Raw genomic sequence first — 17,676 nt, 5'->3', positions numbered from 1 at the left:
GATGACCCCCACGCCCACCCGCCGACTCACCGTCGCCCAGGCCCTGGTGGAGTTCCTCGGCCGCCAGTACACCGAGCGGGACGGGCGGCGGCAGCGGCTGATCGGCGCCTGCTGGGGCATCTTCGGCCACGGCAACGTCGCGGGACTCGGCCAGGCGCTGCTGGAGTCCGGACCGGACCGGATGCCGTACCTCCAGGGCCGCAACGAACAGGCCATGGTCCATGCCGCCGTCGGCTACGCCCGGCAGTCCGGCCGGCTGTCCGCGCAGGCCGTCACCACCTCCATCGGCCCCGGCGCCACCAACCTCGTCACCGGCGCCGCGCTGGCCACCGTCAACCGGCTCCCGGTGCTGCTGCTCCCCGGCGACACCTTCGCCACCCGCCCCGCCGACCCCGTCCTCCAGCAGCTCGAAGTCCCCTCCGCGGGCGATGTGTCGGTCAACGACTGCCTGCGGCCGGTGTCGAAGTACTTCGACCGGGTCACCCGGCCCGAGGTGCTGATCCCGGCCGCCCTCCAGGCCGTGCGGGTGCTCGCCGACCCGGTCGACACCGGGGCCGTCACACTCGCCCTGCCGCAGGACGTCCAGGCCGAGGCGTACGACTGGCCCGAGGAGTTCTTCGCCGAGCGGGTCTGGCACGTCCGCCGCCCCGCGCCCGACGCCGATGCCGTCGCCGAGGCCGCCCGCGCCGTCCGGAACGCCGCCCGCCCCCTGATCGTCGCGGGCGGCGGCATCCACCACAGCGAGGCCGAGGACGCCCTGCGGGCCCTGGCCGACGCCACCGGCATCCCCGTCGCCTCCACCCAGGCGGGCAAGGGCTCGCTGCGCCACGACCACCCCGCCGACCTCGGCGGCATCGGCCACACCGGCACGGCCGTCGCCGACGACCTGGCCCGCACCGCCGATCTGGTCATCGGGATCGGCACCCGCTACAGCGACTTCACCACCGCCTCGAACACCCTCTTCGCCGCGCCCGGCGTCCGCTTCCTCAACCTCAACATCGCGCCCTTCGACGCCCACAAGATGGCCGCCGCCACCCTGGTCGGCGACGCCCGGGCCGGCCTGGAGGCGCTCACCGGGGCCCTAGCCGGCCACCGGGTCGACGCGGCGTACGAGGCGGAGTACCGCACCGGACGGGACCGCTGGGAGCAGTGCGTCGAGCGGGCCTTCGCCGCGGAGGACGACGGGGCCCGCCCCACCCAGACCCAGGTCCTGGGCGCCCTGGACGGCGTCGTCGGCGACGAGGACGTGATCGTCAACGCGGCGGGCTCGCTCCCCGGCGACCTCCACAAGCTGTGGCGGGCCCGCTCCCCGCGCCAGTACCACCTGGAGTACGGCTACTCCTGCATGGGCTACGAGATCCCCGGCGCCATCGGCGTCCGGCTGGCCGCCCCCGACCGCCCGGTGTGGGCCCTGGTCGGCGACGGTACATACCTGATGATGCCCACCGAAATCGTCACCGCCGTGCAGGAGGGGATCAACATCAACGTGGTGCTGATCCAGAACCACGGCTACGCCTCCATCGGCGGGCTCTCCGAGCAGACCGGCGGCGAGCGGTTCGGCACCGCCTACCGCTTCCGGGCCGCGGACGGCAGCTACACCGGCGACCCGCTGCCGGTCGATCTGGCCGCCAACGCCGCCAGTCTCGGCATGGCCGTGATCCGCGCCCGCACCGTCCGTGAGCTGCGTGAAGCCCTGGCCAAGGCCCGCGCGTCGGACCTCCCCACATGTGTCTATGTGGAGACCGAAACAGCCGACACAGTGTCCGGCGCGCAGGGCGCACAGGCGTGGTGGGATGTGCCGGTAGCCCAGACCGCCACCCGCCCGGCAGCCGTCAAAGCCCGGGAGGAGTACGAGCGCCACACGGCCGACCGGCGCCGTCATCTGTGAACCCCGAGGGAAAGGTCCCGATCTCATGAAGACCATCGACCACTGGATCGGCGGTAAGAGCGTCGAGGGTGCGTCCGGGAACTACGGTCCGGTCACCGACCCCGCGACGGGCGCGCAGACCACCCGGGTCGCCCTCGCCTCCGTCGACGAGGTCGACGCCGCCGTCGCCGCGGCCACCGCCGCGTACGGCACCTGGGGCACCTCCTCGCTCGCCGCGCGCACCGCCGTGCTGTTCAAGTACCGCGAGCTGCTGGACGCGCACCGCGACGAGATCGCCGAGCTGATCACCGCCGAGCACGGCAAGGTCCACTCCGACGCGCTCGGCGAGGTCGCCCGCGGCCTGGAGATCGTCGAGCTGGCCTGCGGGATCACCACCCAGCTCAAGGGCGAGCTGTCCACCCAGGTCTCCAGCCGGGTGGACGTCTCCTCGATCCGCCAGCCGCTGGGGGTCGTCGCGGGCATCACCCCGTTCAACTTCCCGGCCATGGTGCCGATGTGGATGTTCCCGCTCGCCATCGCCTGCGGCAACACCTTCGTCCTCAAGCCCAGCGAGAAGGACCCCTCGGCCGCGCTGCGCCTCGCCGAGCTGGCCGCCGAGGCCGGGCTGCCGGACGGCGTCCTCAACGTCGTCAACGGCGACAAGGTCGCCGTCGACCGGCTGCTGGAGCACCCGGACGTGGCCGCCGTCTCCTTCGTCGGCTCCACCCCCATCGCCCGCCACATCCACACCACCGCCACCGCCAACGGCAAGCGGGTGCAGGCACTGGGCGGCGCCAAGAACCACATGCTGGTCCTCCCCGACGCCGACCTGGACGCCGCCGCCGACGCCGCCGTCTCCGCCGCGTACGGCTCGGCGGGCGAGCGCTGCATGGCGATCTCCGCGGTCGTCGCGGTCGGCGCCACCGGCGACGAGCTGGTGGCCAAGATCCGGGACCGCGCCGAGAAGATCAAGATCGGCCCCGGCAACGACCCGGCCTCCGAGATGGGCCCGCTGATCACCAAGGCCCACCGCGACAAGGTCGCCTCGTACGTCACCGGGGCCGCCGCCCAGGGCGCCGAGGTGGTGCTCGACGGCACCGGCTTCACCGTCGAGGGGTACGAGGACGGCCACTGGATCGGCCTCTCGCTGCTCGACAAGGTCTCCACCGACTCGGACGCCTACCGGGACGAGATCTTCGGCCCGGTGCTCTGCGTGCTGCGCGCCGAGACCTACGAGGAGGGCATCGCCCTCATCAACGCCTCGCCGTTCGGCAACGGCACCGCCGTCTTCACCCGCGACGGCGGCGCGGCCCGCCGCTTCCAGCTCGAGGTGCAGGCGGGCATGGTCGGCGTGAACGTGCCGATCCCGGTCCCCGTCGGCTACCACTCCTTCGGCGGCTGGAAGGACTCGATCTTCGGCGACCACCACATCTACGGCAACGACGGCGTGCACTTCTACACCCGCGGCAAGGTCGTCACCACCCGCTGGCCGGACCCCTCCGACGGCGGCGTGGACCTCGGTTTCCCGAAGAACCACTGACCCTCCCGCACCACCGACGCACGCCGCGCGGGCCCCGGCCGCGCCGCACCCCGGACCCCCGGGGTGCGGCGCGGCCACCCGAACGGCACAGCGGCACCACGGCCCGGCGGAATGCCGGGCCGTGTCGCGTTCCGGGCGGGGGCGTTCCGTGGTGGGCTTCTCGCCGGGGGCCGTCGAGAAGGAGGAGGAGACCGTGACCGGACCCGTCGACCCCGGACCGACCAAGAGGCCGCGGATCTACGACGACCTGCACGCCCTGTTCATCAACGGCACCCTGAAGCCGTCACCGCAGGTGAGCAACTCCCAGGGGCTGATCGACATCAGCCGTTCGATCATGGAGCGGGAGGGCGTCCGGGTCGACGAGATCCGGGCGGTCGACCATGACATCGCCACCGGCACCTGGCCGGACATGACCGAGCACGGGGCGGCGAGCGACGCCTGGCCCCAGCTCTACGAGCGGGTGCTCGCCGCGGACATCCTGGTGCTGGCCGGCCCCATCTGGCTCGGCGACAACAGCTCCGTCACCAAACGGGTCGTGGAACGCCTCTACAGCTGCTCCTCGCTGCTCAACGAGGCCGGTCAGTACGCCTACTACGGGCGTGTCGGCGGCTGTCTGATCACCGGCAACGAGGACGGCATCAAGCACTGTGCGATGAATCTCCTCTACAGCCTGCAGCACATCGGCTACGCCATCCCGCCGCAGGCCGACGCGGGCTGGATCGGCGAGGCCGGGCCCGGCCCGTCCTACCTGGACACCGGCTCGGGCGGCCCGGAGAACGAGTTCACCAACCGCAACACCACCTTCATGACCTGGAACCTCCTCCACCTCGCCCGTTTCCTCAAGGACGCCGGCGGCTTCCCGGCCCACGGCAACCAGCGCTCGGAGTGGGACGCGGGCTGCCGCTTCGACTTCGAGAACCCCGAGCACCGCTGAGGGCGGCGGGGCCGGGACGGGCGAGGACGGGGACGGGCGGAGCCTAGGACACGCCGGCGACGGACGGGGCCGGGGAGGGCGCCGGGGAGGACGGCGCCGGGCGTGCCACCGGGCCCCGGCCCGCCCCGGTTCCAGGCCTCTCCGCCGCAGCGCCCGTCGAGCCTTCCGCCGCTACTCCGCGGGCCCCGCGACGGCCCGCGAACGGGCGGGCGGAGTGCCTGTCGGACCTACCGCGGTCGCGGTATGCCCCCAGCTTTCGTACTACCGGGGGAGACGTCCGGATTCCCTCCGGGGGACCGCGGGGGAAGCCCCTGGACGTACGTAGGATCCGGGGCATGGATCCAGTCAAGCTCCGGCCCAGAATGCCCCGGCGACGCGGACGGCTGGTCGCCGGCGTCGCCGCCGTGGCCGTTCTCGCCGGGGGCGGCACCTGGACCGCTGTCGCGGGCGAGGGCAAGCCCGCCGTGCACCGCCAGGACCGCATTCTCACCCAGCCCGTCACCCCCGGCAGCAAGCAGAAGGTGCGGATCGACACCTCCTACTTCACTTCCGGGCCCGCCTCGGAGCGCCGCCCCGCCGTGCTCCTCGGCCACGGCTTCGGCGGCAGCAAGTACGACCTCCAGCGGCAGGCGGAACAGCTGGCCCGCGACGGCTATGCCGTCATGACCTGGTCGGCCCGCGGCTTCGGCCGGTCCACCGGCCGGATCGGCATCAACGACCCGGAGCGCGAGGTCGCCGACGTCCGGCACCTCATCGACTGGCTGGCCAAGCGCCCCGAGGTGCGGCTCGACGGGGCCGGCGACCCGCGCGTCGGCGTCGCCGGCGCCTCGTACGGCGGGGCGATCTCGCTGCTCGCCGCCGGGCACGACCGCCGGGTCGACGCCATCGCCCCGCAGAACACCTACTGGAACCTCTCCGAGGCGCTCTTCCCGAACGGCGTCTTCAAGAAGCTGTGGGCCGGGATCTTCTTCACCACCGGCTCCTTCCCGGCCGGCGCCGGGCTCGCCGGAGGCGGCGAGGCGGCCGCCGGCACGGGCTCCGCCATGGGCGCCTCCCCCGCCGGCGGCGACACCGCGGGGGACGCTGCCGCGGGCGGTGACGCTGCCGCCGGGGCCCCGTCCCGGGTGCCCACCGGCCCCGCGCCCGCCGCCCGCGAGCCGGGCTGCGGCCGCTTCGAGAAGCCGCTGTGCGACATGTACGAGCGCGTGGCGGTGTCCGGGAAGCCCGACGCCGACGCGCGCCGGATGCTCACCGGGCGCAGCCCCTCGGCCGTCGGCGACCGGATCAAGGTGCCCACCCTGATCCTCCAGGGCCAGTCCGACTCCCTCTTCCCGCTCGGCCACGCCGACGCCATGGCCCAGCGGATCCGCGGGAACGGCGCCCCGGTCTCCGTCGACTGGCTCGCGGGCGGCCACGACGGCGGCGACCAGGAGACCGAACGGGTCCGGCAGCGCGTCACCGGCTGGTTCGACCGCTACCTCAAGGGCGACAAGGGCGCCGACACCGGCCCCGCCTTCCGCGTCAGCCGCACCGGCGGCGTCGACTCCACCGACGGGCAGGCCCGGCTGAGCGGCGCCACCGGCACCCGCTACCCGGGGCTCGACGGCACCGACCCGCGCCGGATCCCGCTCATGGGCCGCGACCAGCGGTTCGCCAACCCCGCCGGGGCCGGCCCGCCCGCCATCTCCAACGTCCCGGGCCTGTCCGGCCTCTCCCAGCTCTCCGGCTTCGGCACCGGCGTCTCCATCGACTTCCCCGGCCAGTACGCCCGGTTCGACTCCGCCCCGCTGCGCTCCGGGACCCGCGTCACCGGCTCCCCGACCGTGAAGCTCAAGGTCCGGTCCGACTCCGACGACGCGGTGCTCTTCGCCAAGGTCTACGACGTCAGCAGCAGCGGCAGCCAGCTGCTGCCCTCGCAGCTGGTCGCGCCCGTCCGGGTCGAGGACGCCGAGAAGGGGAGGACCGTCGAGGTGCAGCTCCCCGCGGTCGACCACAACTTCGAGGCCGGGCACCGGATGCGGCTGGTCCTGGCCGCGACCGACCTCTCCTTCGCCTCCCCGGTGAAGCCCGCCGCCTACACCGTTTCGCTGGCCGGTGACGGGCTGACGGTGCCGACCACCCCGGCCGTGCGCACGGCCTCGGCCTCCCTCCCCTGGTGGGTCTGGGGCCTGCCCGCCGGCGGCGCCGCCGTGGCCGCCGCGCTGCTGCTGACCGGCCGCCGCCGCACCACCGCACCGGCACCGGACCCGGAGCTCGCGGACGTCCCGCTGCAGATCACGGACCTCAGCAAGCGCTACGCCAAGTCCGCGGAGCGGTACGCCGTCCGCGATCTCTCCTTCCGCGTCGAACGCGGCCAGGTGCTGGGGCTGCTCGGCCCCAACGGCGCCGGCAAGACCACCACCCTCCGCATGCTCATGGGCCTCATCCGCCCCGACGGCGGCGAGATCCGCATCTTCGGCCACGCCGTCCGGCCCGGTGCCCCCGTGCTGTCCCGGGTGGGCGCGTTCGTCGAGGGTGCGGGCTTCCTGCCGCACCTCACCGGCCGGGCCAACCTCGATCTGTACTGGCAGGCCACCGGCCGGCCCGCCGAGGACGCCCACGTCGCGGAGGCCCTGGAGATCGCCGGCCTCGGCGACGCCCTGGACCGCGCCGTCCGGACGTACTCCCAGGGCATGCGCCAGCGGCTCGCCATCGCCCAGGCCATGCTCGGCCTCCCGGACCTGCTCATCCTGGACGAGCCGACCAACGGCCTCGACCCGCCACAGATCCGCGAGATGCGCGAGGTGCTGATCCGCTACGCGGCCGGCGGACGCACCGTCATCGTCTCGAGCCACCTGCTGGCCGAGGTCGAGCAGAGCTGCACCCATCTGGTCGTGATGGACCACGGCCTGCTGGTCAGCGCGGGCCCCGTCGCCGAGATCACCGGCAGCGGCGACACCCTGCTGGTCGGCGTGGAGGGCGGCGCGCCCTCCGACGTCGTGGCCGACAAGGTCGCCGCGCTGCCGGGCGTCGGCTCGGCGGTCGGCACCCCCGAGGGCCTGCTGGTGCGGCTGGACGGTGCCACCCCCGCCGAACTCCTGGCGGAGCTGGTCCGGCTGGAGATCCCGGTCGAGCGCGTGGGCCCGCACCGCCGCCTGGAGGACGCCTTCCTCACCCTGATCGGAGGCACGTCGTGACCGCGCCCGTGACCCCACCCCTGAACGACGCCGCCCCGGCGCCGGGCTTCCGGGCCCGCCGCACCCTGCCGCTGCGGGTGGAGGCCATGCGGCAACTGCGCCGCCGCCGGACCCTGGTGATGGGCGGTGTCCTGGCGGCGCTGCCCTTCGTCCTGATCGCCGCGTTCGCCATCGGCGGCGAACCGGGCCGGGACAACGGCCGGGTGTCGCTCATCGACACGGCCACCGCCTCCGGCGCCAACTTCGCCGCCACCTGCCTCTTCGTCTCCGCGGGCTTCCTGCTGGTGGTGCCGGTGGCGCTGTTCTGCGGCGACACGGTCGCCTCCGAGGCCGGCTGGTCCTCCCTGCGCTATCTGCTGGCCGCCCCGGTGCCCCGCACCCGGCTGCTGCTCAGCAAACTGACGGTGGGCCTGGCCTTCAGCGCCGCCGCGATGCTGCTGCTCCCGGTGGTCGCGCTGGCCGCGGGCACGGCCGCCTACGGCTGGGGCGACCTGCAACTGCCCACGGGCGGCGCGCTGCCGACGAGCACCGCCCTGCCCCGGCTCGGCCTCGTCGTGGCGTACATCTTCGTCGGCCAACTGGTCACCGCGGCCCTGGCCTTCTGGCTCTCCACGGTGACCGACGCCCCGCTGGGCGCCGTCGGGGGCGCGATCGGCCTGACCATCGTCGGCAATGTGCTGGACGCGGTCACGGCCCTCGGCTCCTGGCGCGACTTCCTGCCCGCGCACTGGCAGTTCGCCTGGATCGACGCGCTCCAGCCCCATCTGGAGACGGGCGGCATGACCAAGGGGGCGGCGGTCTCGGTGGCCTACGCCCTGGTGCTGTTCGCCCTGGCGTTCCGCGGCTTCCGCACCAAGGACATCGTGTCCTGAGCGCCCCGCGGGGACTCCCTCCTCCGCAGGGCCTCTTCCCGGCTCCTCCGCAGGGCCTCTTCCCGGGCGGTCTCCGTCCTCTCCCGGGCGGTCTCCCGCCGGCCCCCACGGACGGCCCACGGGCCCGGCGCGAACGGCCGGGCCCGTGGGGGAGGGCCAGGTCCTCGGGCCCGCCGGGGAGGACGCCCCGTTCCCCGGGCCGGACCGGGAAGGCGTCCTGGTGACCCGACGCCGGGCCCGCCGGGGCCCTCGGGCCCGCGCCCCGGACCGGCCGGGATCCTCGGGCCCGTGCCCCGGGGCGTCTCCCCTAACGGCGCTCGCGCGAGTGCCCGAACAGCAGCCGGTAGGCGATGAGCAGCACCAGCGACCCCCCGACGGCGGCGACCCACATCGCCGGGTCGTAGAAGTCCTGGACGACCGGACGGTCGAGGTACTCCGCCGAGAGCCAGCCGCCGACGAACGCCCCGGCCACTCCGATGAGGGTGGTGACGATCAGCCCGCCGGGGTCGCGGCCCGGCAGCAGGAACTTGGCGAGTGCTCCGGCGATGAGGCCGAGGATGATCCAGCTCACGATGCTCATGTCGGGGTCCTCCCCAGGATCGCGGGGTCCACGCTCGTGCTCGTGGCCCGAATGTCAGGTCCGGTCACTACTCAGACGCTTGTGATCGCCTTTTCGGTTCTTTCGATCAACTTCTCTGCATGGCGGCGCAATTCTGGTGACGCGTGGTGTTCGGTCATGACGGGGAGTAGCTTCGTCGCCCGGATCGGGTTCCTGTGCTGCGCTGCACGGCTACCGGACGCCACTCGGGCCCGTGCAGGCGGAGCCGACCGGCGTCCGGCGGCCGGCCTGACGGAGGTCGAGGTGACGAAGCCATGGACGCGGACGTGGCGGATCTGCCGCGGAAGCGGTTGCCGCAGGAGCGTTTGCTGGAGCTGCTGTTCGGAGGCGAGGACCTGCCCGGCCTCCGGCTCCGTGTGACGCAGTGCGCGGCCCTCGCGGGCCTGGACGAGCCGCGCCTGGGCGACTTCGTCCTCGCCGTCCACGAGGTCGCCTGCAACGCCGTCGAGCACGGCGGCGGCCGGGGCCGCCTGCTGCTGCACCGCCAGGACGGCGCCCTGCGCTGCCGGGTGACGGACGACGGACCGGGCTTCACCGAGGAGGTCATCCCGCCCGACCCGCCGGGCCTCCTCAGCGGCGAGGGCGGCCGAGGCCTGTGGCTCACCCGCCAGCTGACGGACCGCCTGGAGATCGCCGCGGGAGCGGTGGGCGCCGTCGTCACCCTGGTGATCGCCCTGCGCTGACGCGGGGGCGGCCCGCCGCCCGGCATGCCAGGCCCTCCGGGCACCCCCCGGGGAGCCGTCCGCGTCGGGTGCCACCTCCGGCCGCCGGGGAACCTCCCCATGTCAGGCACCGCGGCCACCCGCAGAAACCCGGTGATCCAGCCGGACACCGCCGCAGCCTCCTCACGGTCCCGTGGGGGCGGTCCGGCGCGCTTACGGCGTCGCTACGGGACCCTCGCTAGAGTGCCCCTGAACTGCGAAAAGCCCTCCCGGTGGGAGGGCCGATCGGTGTGCTGTGCTGTTCTGTGCGCCCCCGGCAGGACTCGAACCTGCGGCCAAGTGCTTAGAAGGCACCTGCTCTATCCACTGAGCTACGGGGGCCGGATGGTGGCCGCGGCGACCGGGACAAGGATAGGGCTCAGCAAGCCCGACCCCGGTGGCTTCACCTCCGTGACACCTTGTGGAGGTTCCGTGAAGCGATCCTGATAATCGCAGGCAGGCACGGATCATGCACCGATTTTTGCGCCTCGGGCGTCGGCTGTTGTGCACTCGTTATGCCTGAGGCCCAGTTGTCACAAGGGTGCCGGGTTGCTCCGGTCGGCGCGCAGAGACTGCCATACGCTTCAAAAGAGCTCTAAAATTGGGCATTCTTCGCATGTGGCGACCTTGGACGTACGGCCCCAACTGCTCGATGCACTGTCCGCACTGCGCGACCGTGTCGCCGCCGCGCGGTTTCCGCTGGCGCTGCCGGGGGCGGACCGCGCGCGCCGCAACCGTTCCGAACTCCTCGCGCAGCTCGACGACTATCTCGTCCCCCGGCTCCGTTCCCCGGACGCTCCGCTGCTCGCGGTGATCGGCGGCTCCACCGGTTCCGGGAAGTCCACGCTGGTCAATTCGCTCGCCGGCCGCCAGGTCAGCGCCGCGGGCGTGCTGCGCCCCACGACGCGTACGCCGGTCCTCGTCTGTCACCCCGACGACCACCACTGGTTCTCCGGCCACCGGGTGCTGCCGGACCTCACCCGGGTCTGGATGCCGTGGCAGCACGACGCGCACTACCGGATCGGCCGGCGGGCCACCGGTGCCGCGTACGACCCGTTCGACTACGAGGACGACGAGCGGGAGGACGAGCCGCCCACGCTGCGCGTCGAGACCGTCGACAGCCTCACGCCCGGCCTCGCCCTCCTCGACGCCCCCGACATCGACTCCCTGGTCGCCCGCAACCGTGACCTCGCCGCGCAGCTGATCTGTGCCGCGGACATCTGGGTCCTGGTCACCACCGCGACCCGCTACGCCGACGCCGTCCCCTGGCATCTGCTGCGCACGGCCAAGGAGTACAACGCCACCCTCGTCACCGTCCTCGACCGGGTGCCGCACCAGGTCGTGCTCGACGTCTCCCGGCAGTACGGGGCGCTGCTGGACAAGGCCGGGTTCCGGCATGTGCCCCGGTTCACCATCCCCGAGCTCCCCGAGTCTACCGGTGCGGGCAGCGGTCTGCTGCCGGCCAGCGCGGTCGCCGGACTGCGCGACTGGCTCGTCCACCACGCCCAGGACCCCGCGGCCCGCGCCGACGCCGTGGCCCGGACGGCGAGCGGGGCGCTCGCCTCGCTGAACTCCCGGATGCCCGCACTGGCCTCCGCCGCCGCGGCCCAGCACGCCGCCACGCTCCGGCTGGCGAACTGCGTCGAGCACGCCTACACCTCCGCCGCCCACCGGGTCCGCGAGGAGATCGCCGCCGGCGGGGTGCTCGCGGGCAATGCCCTGACCCGGTGGCGCGGCTATCCGCACGACAGCGGGTCGGGGGAGTTCCTCGACGCGCTGGTCGACAGCCTGACCGCGCTGCTGTGCTGCGCGGTCGCGGACGCCGACGAGCGCACCGAGGCCGACTGGCGCCTGGACCGCGCCGCCTCGGCCGCGTACGTGCCCGGGAGCGTGCCGGGGGCGGCCTGCGCCGTGGACCGGGTCGGGATCGCCGTACGCCGGTGGCGCCGCTGCGTCGAGGAGCTGGCGGACGACGCGGTGATCGGCCGCGACCGGTCGTCCGGCGCGGACGCCGACCGCCTCGCCGCCCAGCTGGCCGCGGTCCTGCTCGGCGGGCCCAAGGGGCGGACGGCGGGTGAGGCGCTCGCCGAGACGCTGGGTGCCCAGGCGGCCGTACGCCTCCGGGACCGCGGGGCGCAGCTGCTCACCGAGTGCCTGGAGCGGGTGCTGAGAGGCGAACGCGACCGGCGCCTCGCCCCGCTGGACGCCCTCGGCGTCACCCCGGAGCTCCAGGCCGAGCTGATTTCCGCGCTGTCCGTACTGCAGAAGGAGAGGTGACCGGCGGTGACATCGGCCGACACGCACCGGCCCGGCGAGTCCGGATACGCCGAGGACGGGCCCGGGGACCGCTCCACCGACCGGCCCGGTGACGGAATCACTGCGCGAACCGGTGACGGGGCCGGGGACGCATTCACATATGGAGCTGCCGGTTCCGGGTGGCCGGAGCACTGGCTGGACGAGTTCGCGCGGACGGGGGAGGTGTCCCGTGGCCCGGACGGGCCGGGCCCGGCAGGCCCGGGACGCCCGCCGGGCGGTCCGGATCCGGCGCGGGCGGGCGCGGCCGGGCGGCCGGACGGTGCGGCCCGGGCGGACGCGGTGCGGCGGGACACGCTGCGCGGGGACGCCGTACCGGGGGGCGCCGCGGCGCGGGGTGACGGGGAGGCGACCGGGGCAGGCCCGTCCGTGGCGGGGGTGTCCGGTGCGGAGCGGGCGGGTGCGGAGCGGTCCGGTGCGGAGGCCGGGAACTCGGGAGCCGAGGCATCCGCGGTGGCGCAGCGCGCTCCCGCGGCGCACACCGACGGCTCCGCGCCCCCGATGTCCCGGGACGCCGCCAGTCCCCAGGACGCCGCCAGTTCCCGGGACGCCGCCGGTCCCCACGACGCGGCCGGTCCCCACGACGCGGGCACTCCCCGGGAGGCAGGTGCTCCCCACGACACGGGCGCCCGCCGGGTCTGGGACGACGGTCTGATCGCCCGTCGCGCCACCGGGACCGGCGGCCCGCCCGACACCGGACGGGCCCCGGCGCACCGCCGTACCGCGGGCGACCGGCCCGAGGCCGCGCCGCCCCACGCCGCGGACCGGTCCGGCACCCCCGGGTACAGCGCCGAGCCCTCCGCACGGACCGGCTCCGACGCGTCGCGCCGCCGGAGCTACAGCCGCGGGCTGCGCGTCCGGCTGGAGGCCATGCGCGAGCTCGTCGGGCTGTCACGGACCCGGCTGGACACCGAGACGCTCGCCGGCGCCGGACGGGTCCTGGACGAGGCGGCGGCCCGGCACCGGCTCTCCCTCGACCACACCGTCATCGCCCTGGCGGGGGCTTCCGGAAGCGGGAAGTCCACCCTGTTCAACGCCCTCGTGGGAGCCCAGCTCTCGGAGGCCGGAGTGCGCCGTCCGACCACCTCGGCGCCGGTCGCCTGCACCTGGTCCGAAGGTGCGGACGGGCTGCTGGACCGGATCGGCGTCCAGCCCCGGCACCGCCGCCGGCCGCACCGGCTGCACGACGTGGCACTGCGCGGCCTCGTCCTCCTCGACCTGCCCGACCACGACTCGGCCGTCGCGGGGCGGCGGGAGCAGGTCGACCGGCTGCTCGGACTCGTGGACGCCGTGGTGTGGGTGGTGGACCCGGAGAAGTACGCGGACGCCGTGCTGCACGAGCGCTACCTGCGCCCGCTGGCCGACTACGCCGAGGTCACCTACGTCGTGCTCAACCAGACCGACCGGCTGCCGGGCGACGCCACCGACCAGGTGCTGGACGATCTGCGGCGGTTGCTGGACGAGGACGGGCTCGCGCTGGGCGAGCACGGCGAGCCGGGCGCCACGGTGCTCTCCCTGTCGGCCCTCACCGGGGAGGGGGTTCCCGAACTCCGGCGCCGGCTGGGCCGGTTCTGCCAGGAGGGCAGGGCCGCGGAGCGGCGGCTGGCGGCCGACATGGACGGCGCGACCGAACGGCTGCGCCCCGCCTGCCTGGCGGAGGGCCGGGCCGGACTGACCGAACACGCCCGCGCCTCCTTCGAGGACCGGCTGGCGGACGCCGTGGGCGCGGTGGCCGCGGGGCAGGCGGCCGAGCGGGAGTGGCTCCGGTACGCGGAACTGGCCTGCGGCGCGCCGTGGGTCCGGCTGCGCCGGCGGCCCGCGGGCAAGGGCACGTCGGCCGGTTCGGCCCGTCCGGCCGGGGCGGGGCGCACCTCGCCCGCCCGGGCGGCCCGGGGATCTCAGGGGTCCCGGGACTTCGGCGGTACGGGGGTGACGGGTTCGGCGGACGCGGCGGGTGTGACGCGGCGCGACCGGACGGCCCGGGAGCCCCGCGGGACCGGCTCGGCCCTGGCCGGGAGTGCGGTCACGGCCGCCACCGCCGCCGTTCCGGCCGCCGCGGCGCCCGCCGACGGGCGAGCGGGGGCGACGGCGGAGCCGGGTGGCCCGGCGGGGCCGGGAACGGTGGAGGAGCACCTGCCCGGCACCGCCCGCGCGATCGTCGAGCAGGCCGTACGAGCGGTGGTCGACGACGCGTCGGCGGGCCTGCCGAACGCCTGGGCGCAGGCCGTGCGGGATGCCGCGGCGCGCGGTGCGGAGGAACTGCCCGAGGTACTGGACGAGACCGTCGCTCTGCAGGCGGCCGACGCCGCACGGCCGACGGGGCCGGGATGGTGGTCGATGGCGTCCGCCCTGCAGGGCCTGCTGTTCGTGGTGCAGGTCATCGGCGCGCTCTGGCTGGCCTGGACGGTGGTCCGCGGGCCCGGTGACGCATGGCTGCTGCCGGCGCTGCTGATGGCGGTCGGTGTCGCGGGCTGTCCCGTCGTGGCGTGGGGCTGCCGGGCGGCGGCGAGCGGCCCGGCGAGGCGCTACGGGCAGGAAACGGAGTGGCGGCTGCGGAGCGCCGCGGCGGCCTGCGGCCGGGCGCGGGTGCTGGAACCGGTCGCCGCGGAGCTGCTGCGCTACCGGGAGGTGCGGGACCAGTACCTGGTCGCGGCCGGCGGCCCCAGCCACACCACGCTGCTGTAGGGCCCTGACCGGAGCGGCTTCGGGGGACCTGCGGACGTGGGGCCTGCGGACGTGGGGCTTGCCGACGCGGGGCCTGCCCACGTGAGGCCTGCGGATGCGGGACCTGCGGAAGCGCGGTCTGTGGAAGCGCGCTCTTGGGAAGCGGGGCCTGCCGACACGGGGCCTGCTGGGCGGGACGTCGTGCGGAGCCCGGTCGCCGGGGTGGCGAGGGCGGCCGGGCACGGCGCGGTGGCTCGCGGGGGTGGTGAGGGCGGCCGGGCACGGCGCGGTGGCTCGCCGGGGTGGTGAGGACGGCCGGGCACGGTGCGGTGGCTCGCAGGGGTGGCCGAGTTCTCCACAACCGGTGGGTTGTCCACAGCCCTCAGCAGCCGTCGGCGTTCCGGTGCAGCATGAGGTCACAGCACGGCGCGCACCGTGCCGGGGCCGTCCGGGCCATGTGCTCGGAGCCGCAGGAAGGTTCGGGGTGCGCCAGGACAGCCGCGTGCATCGTCGGGACTGCCGCGGAAGGCCGGGGCAGCCGGGGAAGCCGGGGAAGTCCGGGATCTGCAGGGGAAGTTCGGGGGCGCCGGGCAAGTCCGGGGTCCGTAGGTGAAGTTCGGGGAGGCAGTGCAGATGAGCGAGACCACGGTGACGGTGGTGGGCAACACCGCGACTCAGGTGCAGTACCGGGAGACGGGGGAGGGCGTACCGGTGGCGCGGTTCCGGCTGGCGGTCACCGCCCGGCGCCGGGACCGGCACGGAGAGGGCTGGACCGACGGGCCCACCAGCTTCTACACGGTATGGGCCCGGCGGTCCCTGGCCACGAATATCGCGGCGTCGGTGTCCGTGGGCGAGCCGCTCCTCGTCCACGGCCGGCTGCGGGTGCGGGAAGAGGTGCGGGACGGCGAGCCGCCGCGCTTTTCGGCGGATATCGACGCGATGGCCGTGGGGCATGATCTGGCGCGCGGCACCGCGGCGTTCCGGCGCCTGGCGCGGGCCAACCCGGCGCTGACGGCGCCGAGTTCCGACAGGAAGCCTCCCTGAGAGGGGTTGAGCCAGTCGTTGATGCCGGGGGCGAAGCCTGTGCCGGATGCGGGGCGGAGGCGGGTCCCGGTGCGCGGCCCGGGGCTCCGGTTTCCACGCCGCACCCCGCTGCCCGGTTCGCCGCTTCTGGTGCGCTCCGACCTCAATGAGCGCGTTGCTGTTCTGTCGCCCATACGAGGCGGTTTGAACTGGGTATTTGTCGGTCGCTCCAGGTCAGGCGTCAACTCAGCGATAACGATTCCGATTCGGATCGGTTGTCGACTGTGAATCGTGGGGACCCTGTTGAGCTTTCTTCCTAAGATCCGTGCGTACTCACGGGGGCTCTTGAGATTTCATGCGGGGCGTCTCACCACGACTGCCTCGCCCGGAGGGAAGTCCATGATTTCTGTACACAGGCGGGGCGCTGCCCGCTTGGCCGTCGCGGTGCTGGCCTCCGGCCTCGTCGCGGCGGGTGCGATAGCCGGTGCGGGACCGGCCGTTGCCGATGACGCCGTTCCGAACCAGGGCGGGGCTACCGCCACGCTCGGTGGCCTGAAGACCGCCGACCAGGCCGTCATCCACCAGGAGGACGGCGAGGACCAGCAGGTCGGCGCCGGCCTGTTCGAGATGACCGTCGACGGCGGTGGCACGCTCCAGACGTACTGCATCGACATCCACAACCCGACGCAGCGTCAGGCGCAGTACCAGGAAGTGCCGTGGAGTGCCTCGTCGCTGCACGACAACGCCGACGCGGGCAAGATCCGCTGGATCCTGCAGAACTCCTACCCGCAGGTGAACGACCTGAGCAAGCTGGCTCAGGCCGCCGACACCGGGACGCTGACCGAGAAGACCGCCGCCGCGGGCACCCAGGTCGCGATCTGGCGTTACTCCGACCACGCCCAGGTCGACGCGGTGGACCCGGAGGCGGAGAAGCTCGCCGACTACCTCGAGAAGAACGCGAAGGACCTCGAGGAGCCCCGGGCCTCCCTGACGCTCGACCCGCCCGCCGTCTCCGGCAAGTCCGGTGACCGGCTGGGCCCGATCGGGGTCAACACCGACGCCGAGACGGTCACCGTCACCCCGTCCCCGGCGGCCGCGGCCGGCGGTGTCAAGGTCGTCGGCAAGGACGGCCGGCCCGTCACCAGCGCGAAGAACGGCAGCGAGCTGTTCTTCGACGTGCCCAGCGGCACCCCCGACGGCTCGACCTCGCTGACCGTCCAGGCCACCACCACGGTGCCGGTCGGCCGCGCGTTCTCCAGCCAGACCAAGAGCCAGACCCAGATCCTGGCCGGCTCCAGCGAGAGCACCGTCTCCGCGACCGCCACCGCCAACTGGGCGAAGAAGGGCGCGATCCCGGCCCTGTCCGCGGAGAAGAACTGCGCCAAGGGCGGCGTGGACATCACGGCCGCCAACCAGGGCGACGAACCGTTCACCTTCGAGCTGGCGGGCGCGAAGCACACCGTCGAGGCGGGCAAGTCCGAGACCGTCACGATCCCGGTGAAGGAGGACCAGGCGTACGACTTCACCATCAAGGGCCCGAACGGCTTCGAGAAGACCTTCTCCGGGGTCCTCGACTGCAAGACCGCCGGACCCACCCCCGATGACGCCACCGACAAGCCCTCCTCGGAGCCCAGCCCGGCCACGGTCGGCGGCACCACGGGCGGCTCCACCGGTGGCGGCGACCTCGCCGAGACCGGCAGCAGCGACGCAACCCCGATGATCGCGGGCATCGCGATCGCGCTCGTCGCCATCGGTGGCGGCACCGTCTTCTTCCTCCGCAAGAAGAAGACCAGCGGCGCCGCGGAGTAGCCCGCGGTGAGGTTCTGATCACGACCCCTCCGGGTCGCGGGGGGGGGGGGGGGGCCCCGGGGGGGGGGCCCCCCCCCCCCGCCCCCCCCCCCCCCCCCGCCCCCCCCCCCCGGGCCGGCCCCCCCCCCCCCCCCCCCCCCCCCCCCCACCCCCGCCTG

The 17,676-nt window shown here is 74.4% G+C and carries 11 protein-coding genes and 1 tRNA gene; 10 read left to right on the top strand and 2 right to left on the bottom strand.

Annotation, left to right across the window (positions count from 1 at the left end):
• Window position 1 precedes the first annotated feature (1 nt).
• The 5 genes from iolD to ACFYYR_RS02605 all read left to right on the top strand — a co-directional run bounded on the left by iolD (window position 2) and on the right by ACFYYR_RS02605 (window position 8,389).
• Complete coding sequence (gene iolD, locus ACFYYR_RS02625; protein ID WP_388846095.1) at window positions 2-1,888, top strand: 3D-(3,5/4)-trihydroxycyclohexane-1,2-dione acylhydrolase (decyclizing); 1,887 nt, start codon at window positions 2-4, stop codon at window positions 1,886-1,888.
• A gap of 25 nt (window positions 1,889-1,913) precedes the next feature.
• Window positions 1,914-3,407 (top strand): CoA-acylating methylmalonate-semialdehyde dehydrogenase, encoded by a 1,494-nt coding sequence (mmsA, locus tag ACFYYR_RS02620; protein WP_388846093.1) that lies wholly within the window; start codon window positions 1,914-1,916, stop codon window positions 3,405-3,407.
• A 193-nt stretch (window positions 3,408-3,600) separates the two neighbouring features.
• Window positions 3,601-4,341, top strand: a complete 741-nt coding sequence (locus ACFYYR_RS02615) for a flavodoxin family protein (RefSeq protein WP_388846091.1) — start codon at window positions 3,601-3,603, stop codon at window positions 4,339-4,341.
• Between the two features lie 335 nt (window positions 4,342-4,676).
• A complete protein-coding gene (locus tag ACFYYR_RS02610) occupies window positions 4,677-7,517 on the top strand; it encodes an alpha/beta fold hydrolase (RefSeq protein ID WP_388846089.1) in 2,841 nt (946 codons plus the stop codon).
• Complete coding sequence (locus tag ACFYYR_RS02605) at window positions 7,514-8,389, top strand: ABC transporter permease (RefSeq protein ID WP_388846087.1); 876 nt, start codon at window positions 7,514-7,516, stop codon at window positions 8,387-8,389. Before ACFYYR_RS02610 ends, ACFYYR_RS02605 begins: the two co-directional genes overlap by 4 nt.
• Before the next feature lie 307 nt (window positions 8,390-8,696).
• Here ACFYYR_RS02605 and ACFYYR_RS02600 read toward each other — a convergent pair whose 3' ends face one another.
• The gene (locus ACFYYR_RS02600; protein ID WP_388846085.1) at window positions 8,697-8,969 is read right to left on the bottom strand and encodes a GlsB/YeaQ/YmgE family stress response membrane protein; all 273 of its coding nucleotides are present in this window, start codon (window positions 8,967-8,969) and stop codon (window positions 8,697-8,699) included.
• A 293-nt stretch (window positions 8,970-9,262) separates the two neighbouring features.
• Between ACFYYR_RS02600 and ACFYYR_RS02595 the strand changes: the two genes are divergently transcribed.
• Window positions 9,263-9,691, top strand: coding sequence for an ATP-binding protein (locus tag ACFYYR_RS02595; RefSeq protein WP_388846083.1), 429 nt, complete (start codon window positions 9,263-9,265; stop codon window positions 9,689-9,691).
• Between the two features lie 287 nt (window positions 9,692-9,978).
• Here the strand turns inward: ACFYYR_RS02595 and ACFYYR_RS02590 are convergent.
• Window positions 9,979-10,051 (bottom strand) — tRNA-Arg (locus ACFYYR_RS02590).
• Window positions 10,052-10,327: 276 nt separating this feature from the next.
• Between ACFYYR_RS02590 and ACFYYR_RS02585 the strand changes: the two genes are divergently transcribed.
• The 4 genes from ACFYYR_RS02585 (at window position 10,328) to ACFYYR_RS02570 (ending at window position 17,518) form a co-directional block, all read left to right on the top strand.
• Complete coding sequence (locus tag ACFYYR_RS02585; RefSeq protein ID WP_388846081.1) at window positions 10,328-11,986, top strand: dynamin family protein; 1,659 nt, start codon at window positions 10,328-10,330, stop codon at window positions 11,984-11,986.
• Between the two features lie 537 nt (window positions 11,987-12,523).
• A complete protein-coding gene (locus ACFYYR_RS02580) occupies window positions 12,524-14,707 on the top strand; it encodes a GTPase (protein WP_388846431.1) in 2,184 nt (727 codons plus the stop codon).
• A 612-nt stretch (window positions 14,708-15,319) separates the two neighbouring features.
• Window positions 15,320-15,730, top strand: a complete 411-nt coding sequence (locus ACFYYR_RS02575) for a single-stranded DNA-binding protein (RefSeq protein ID WP_388846079.1) — start codon at window positions 15,320-15,322, stop codon at window positions 15,728-15,730.
• A gap of 378 nt (window positions 15,731-16,108) precedes the next feature.
• Window positions 16,109-17,518 (top strand): Cys-Gln thioester bond-forming surface protein, encoded by a 1,410-nt coding sequence (locus tag ACFYYR_RS02570; protein WP_388846077.1) that lies wholly within the window; start codon window positions 16,109-16,111, stop codon window positions 17,516-17,518.
• The last annotated feature ends 158 nt before the right edge of the window (window positions 17,519-17,676 follow it).

The organism is Streptomyces sp. NPDC001922 (genome assembly GCF_042891165.1).
GTDB lineage: Bacteria > Actinomycetota > Actinomycetes > Streptomycetales > Streptomycetaceae > Streptomyces.
Note: the sequence above shows the minus strand (reverse complement) of the source record. Positions and strands in the feature narration are given on the sequence as shown.

Bases quoted from the DNA above. Each gene is read 5' to 3' on its own strand.
- iolD (WP_388846095.1), top strand. From the start codon at position 2: ATGACCCCCACGCCCACCCGCCGACTCACCGTCGCCCAGGCCCTGGTG.
- mmsA (WP_388846093.1), top strand. From the start codon at position 1,914: ATGAAGACCATCGACCACTGGATCGGCGGTAAGAGCGTCGAGGGTGCG.
- ACFYYR_RS02610 (WP_388846089.1), top strand. From the start codon at position 4,677: ATGGATCCAGTCAAGCTCCGGCCCAGAATGCCCCGGCGACGCGGACGG.
- ACFYYR_RS02600 (WP_388846085.1), bottom strand. From the start codon at position 8,969: ATGAGCATCGTGAGCTGGATCATCCTCGGCCTCATCGCCGGAGCACTC.
- ACFYYR_RS02595 (WP_388846083.1), top strand. From the start codon at position 9,263: ATGGACGCGGACGTGGCGGATCTGCCGCGGAAGCGGTTGCCGCAGGAG.
- ACFYYR_RS02580 (WP_388846431.1), top strand. From the start codon at position 12,524: ATGTCCCGGGACGCCGCCAGTCCCCAGGACGCCGCCAGTTCCCGGGAC.
- ACFYYR_RS02575 (WP_388846079.1), top strand. From the start codon at position 15,320: ATGAGCGAGACCACGGTGACGGTGGTGGGCAACACCGCGACTCAGGTG.
- ACFYYR_RS02570 (WP_388846077.1), top strand. From the start codon at position 16,109: ATGATTTCTGTACACAGGCGGGGCGCTGCCCGCTTGGCCGTCGCGGTG.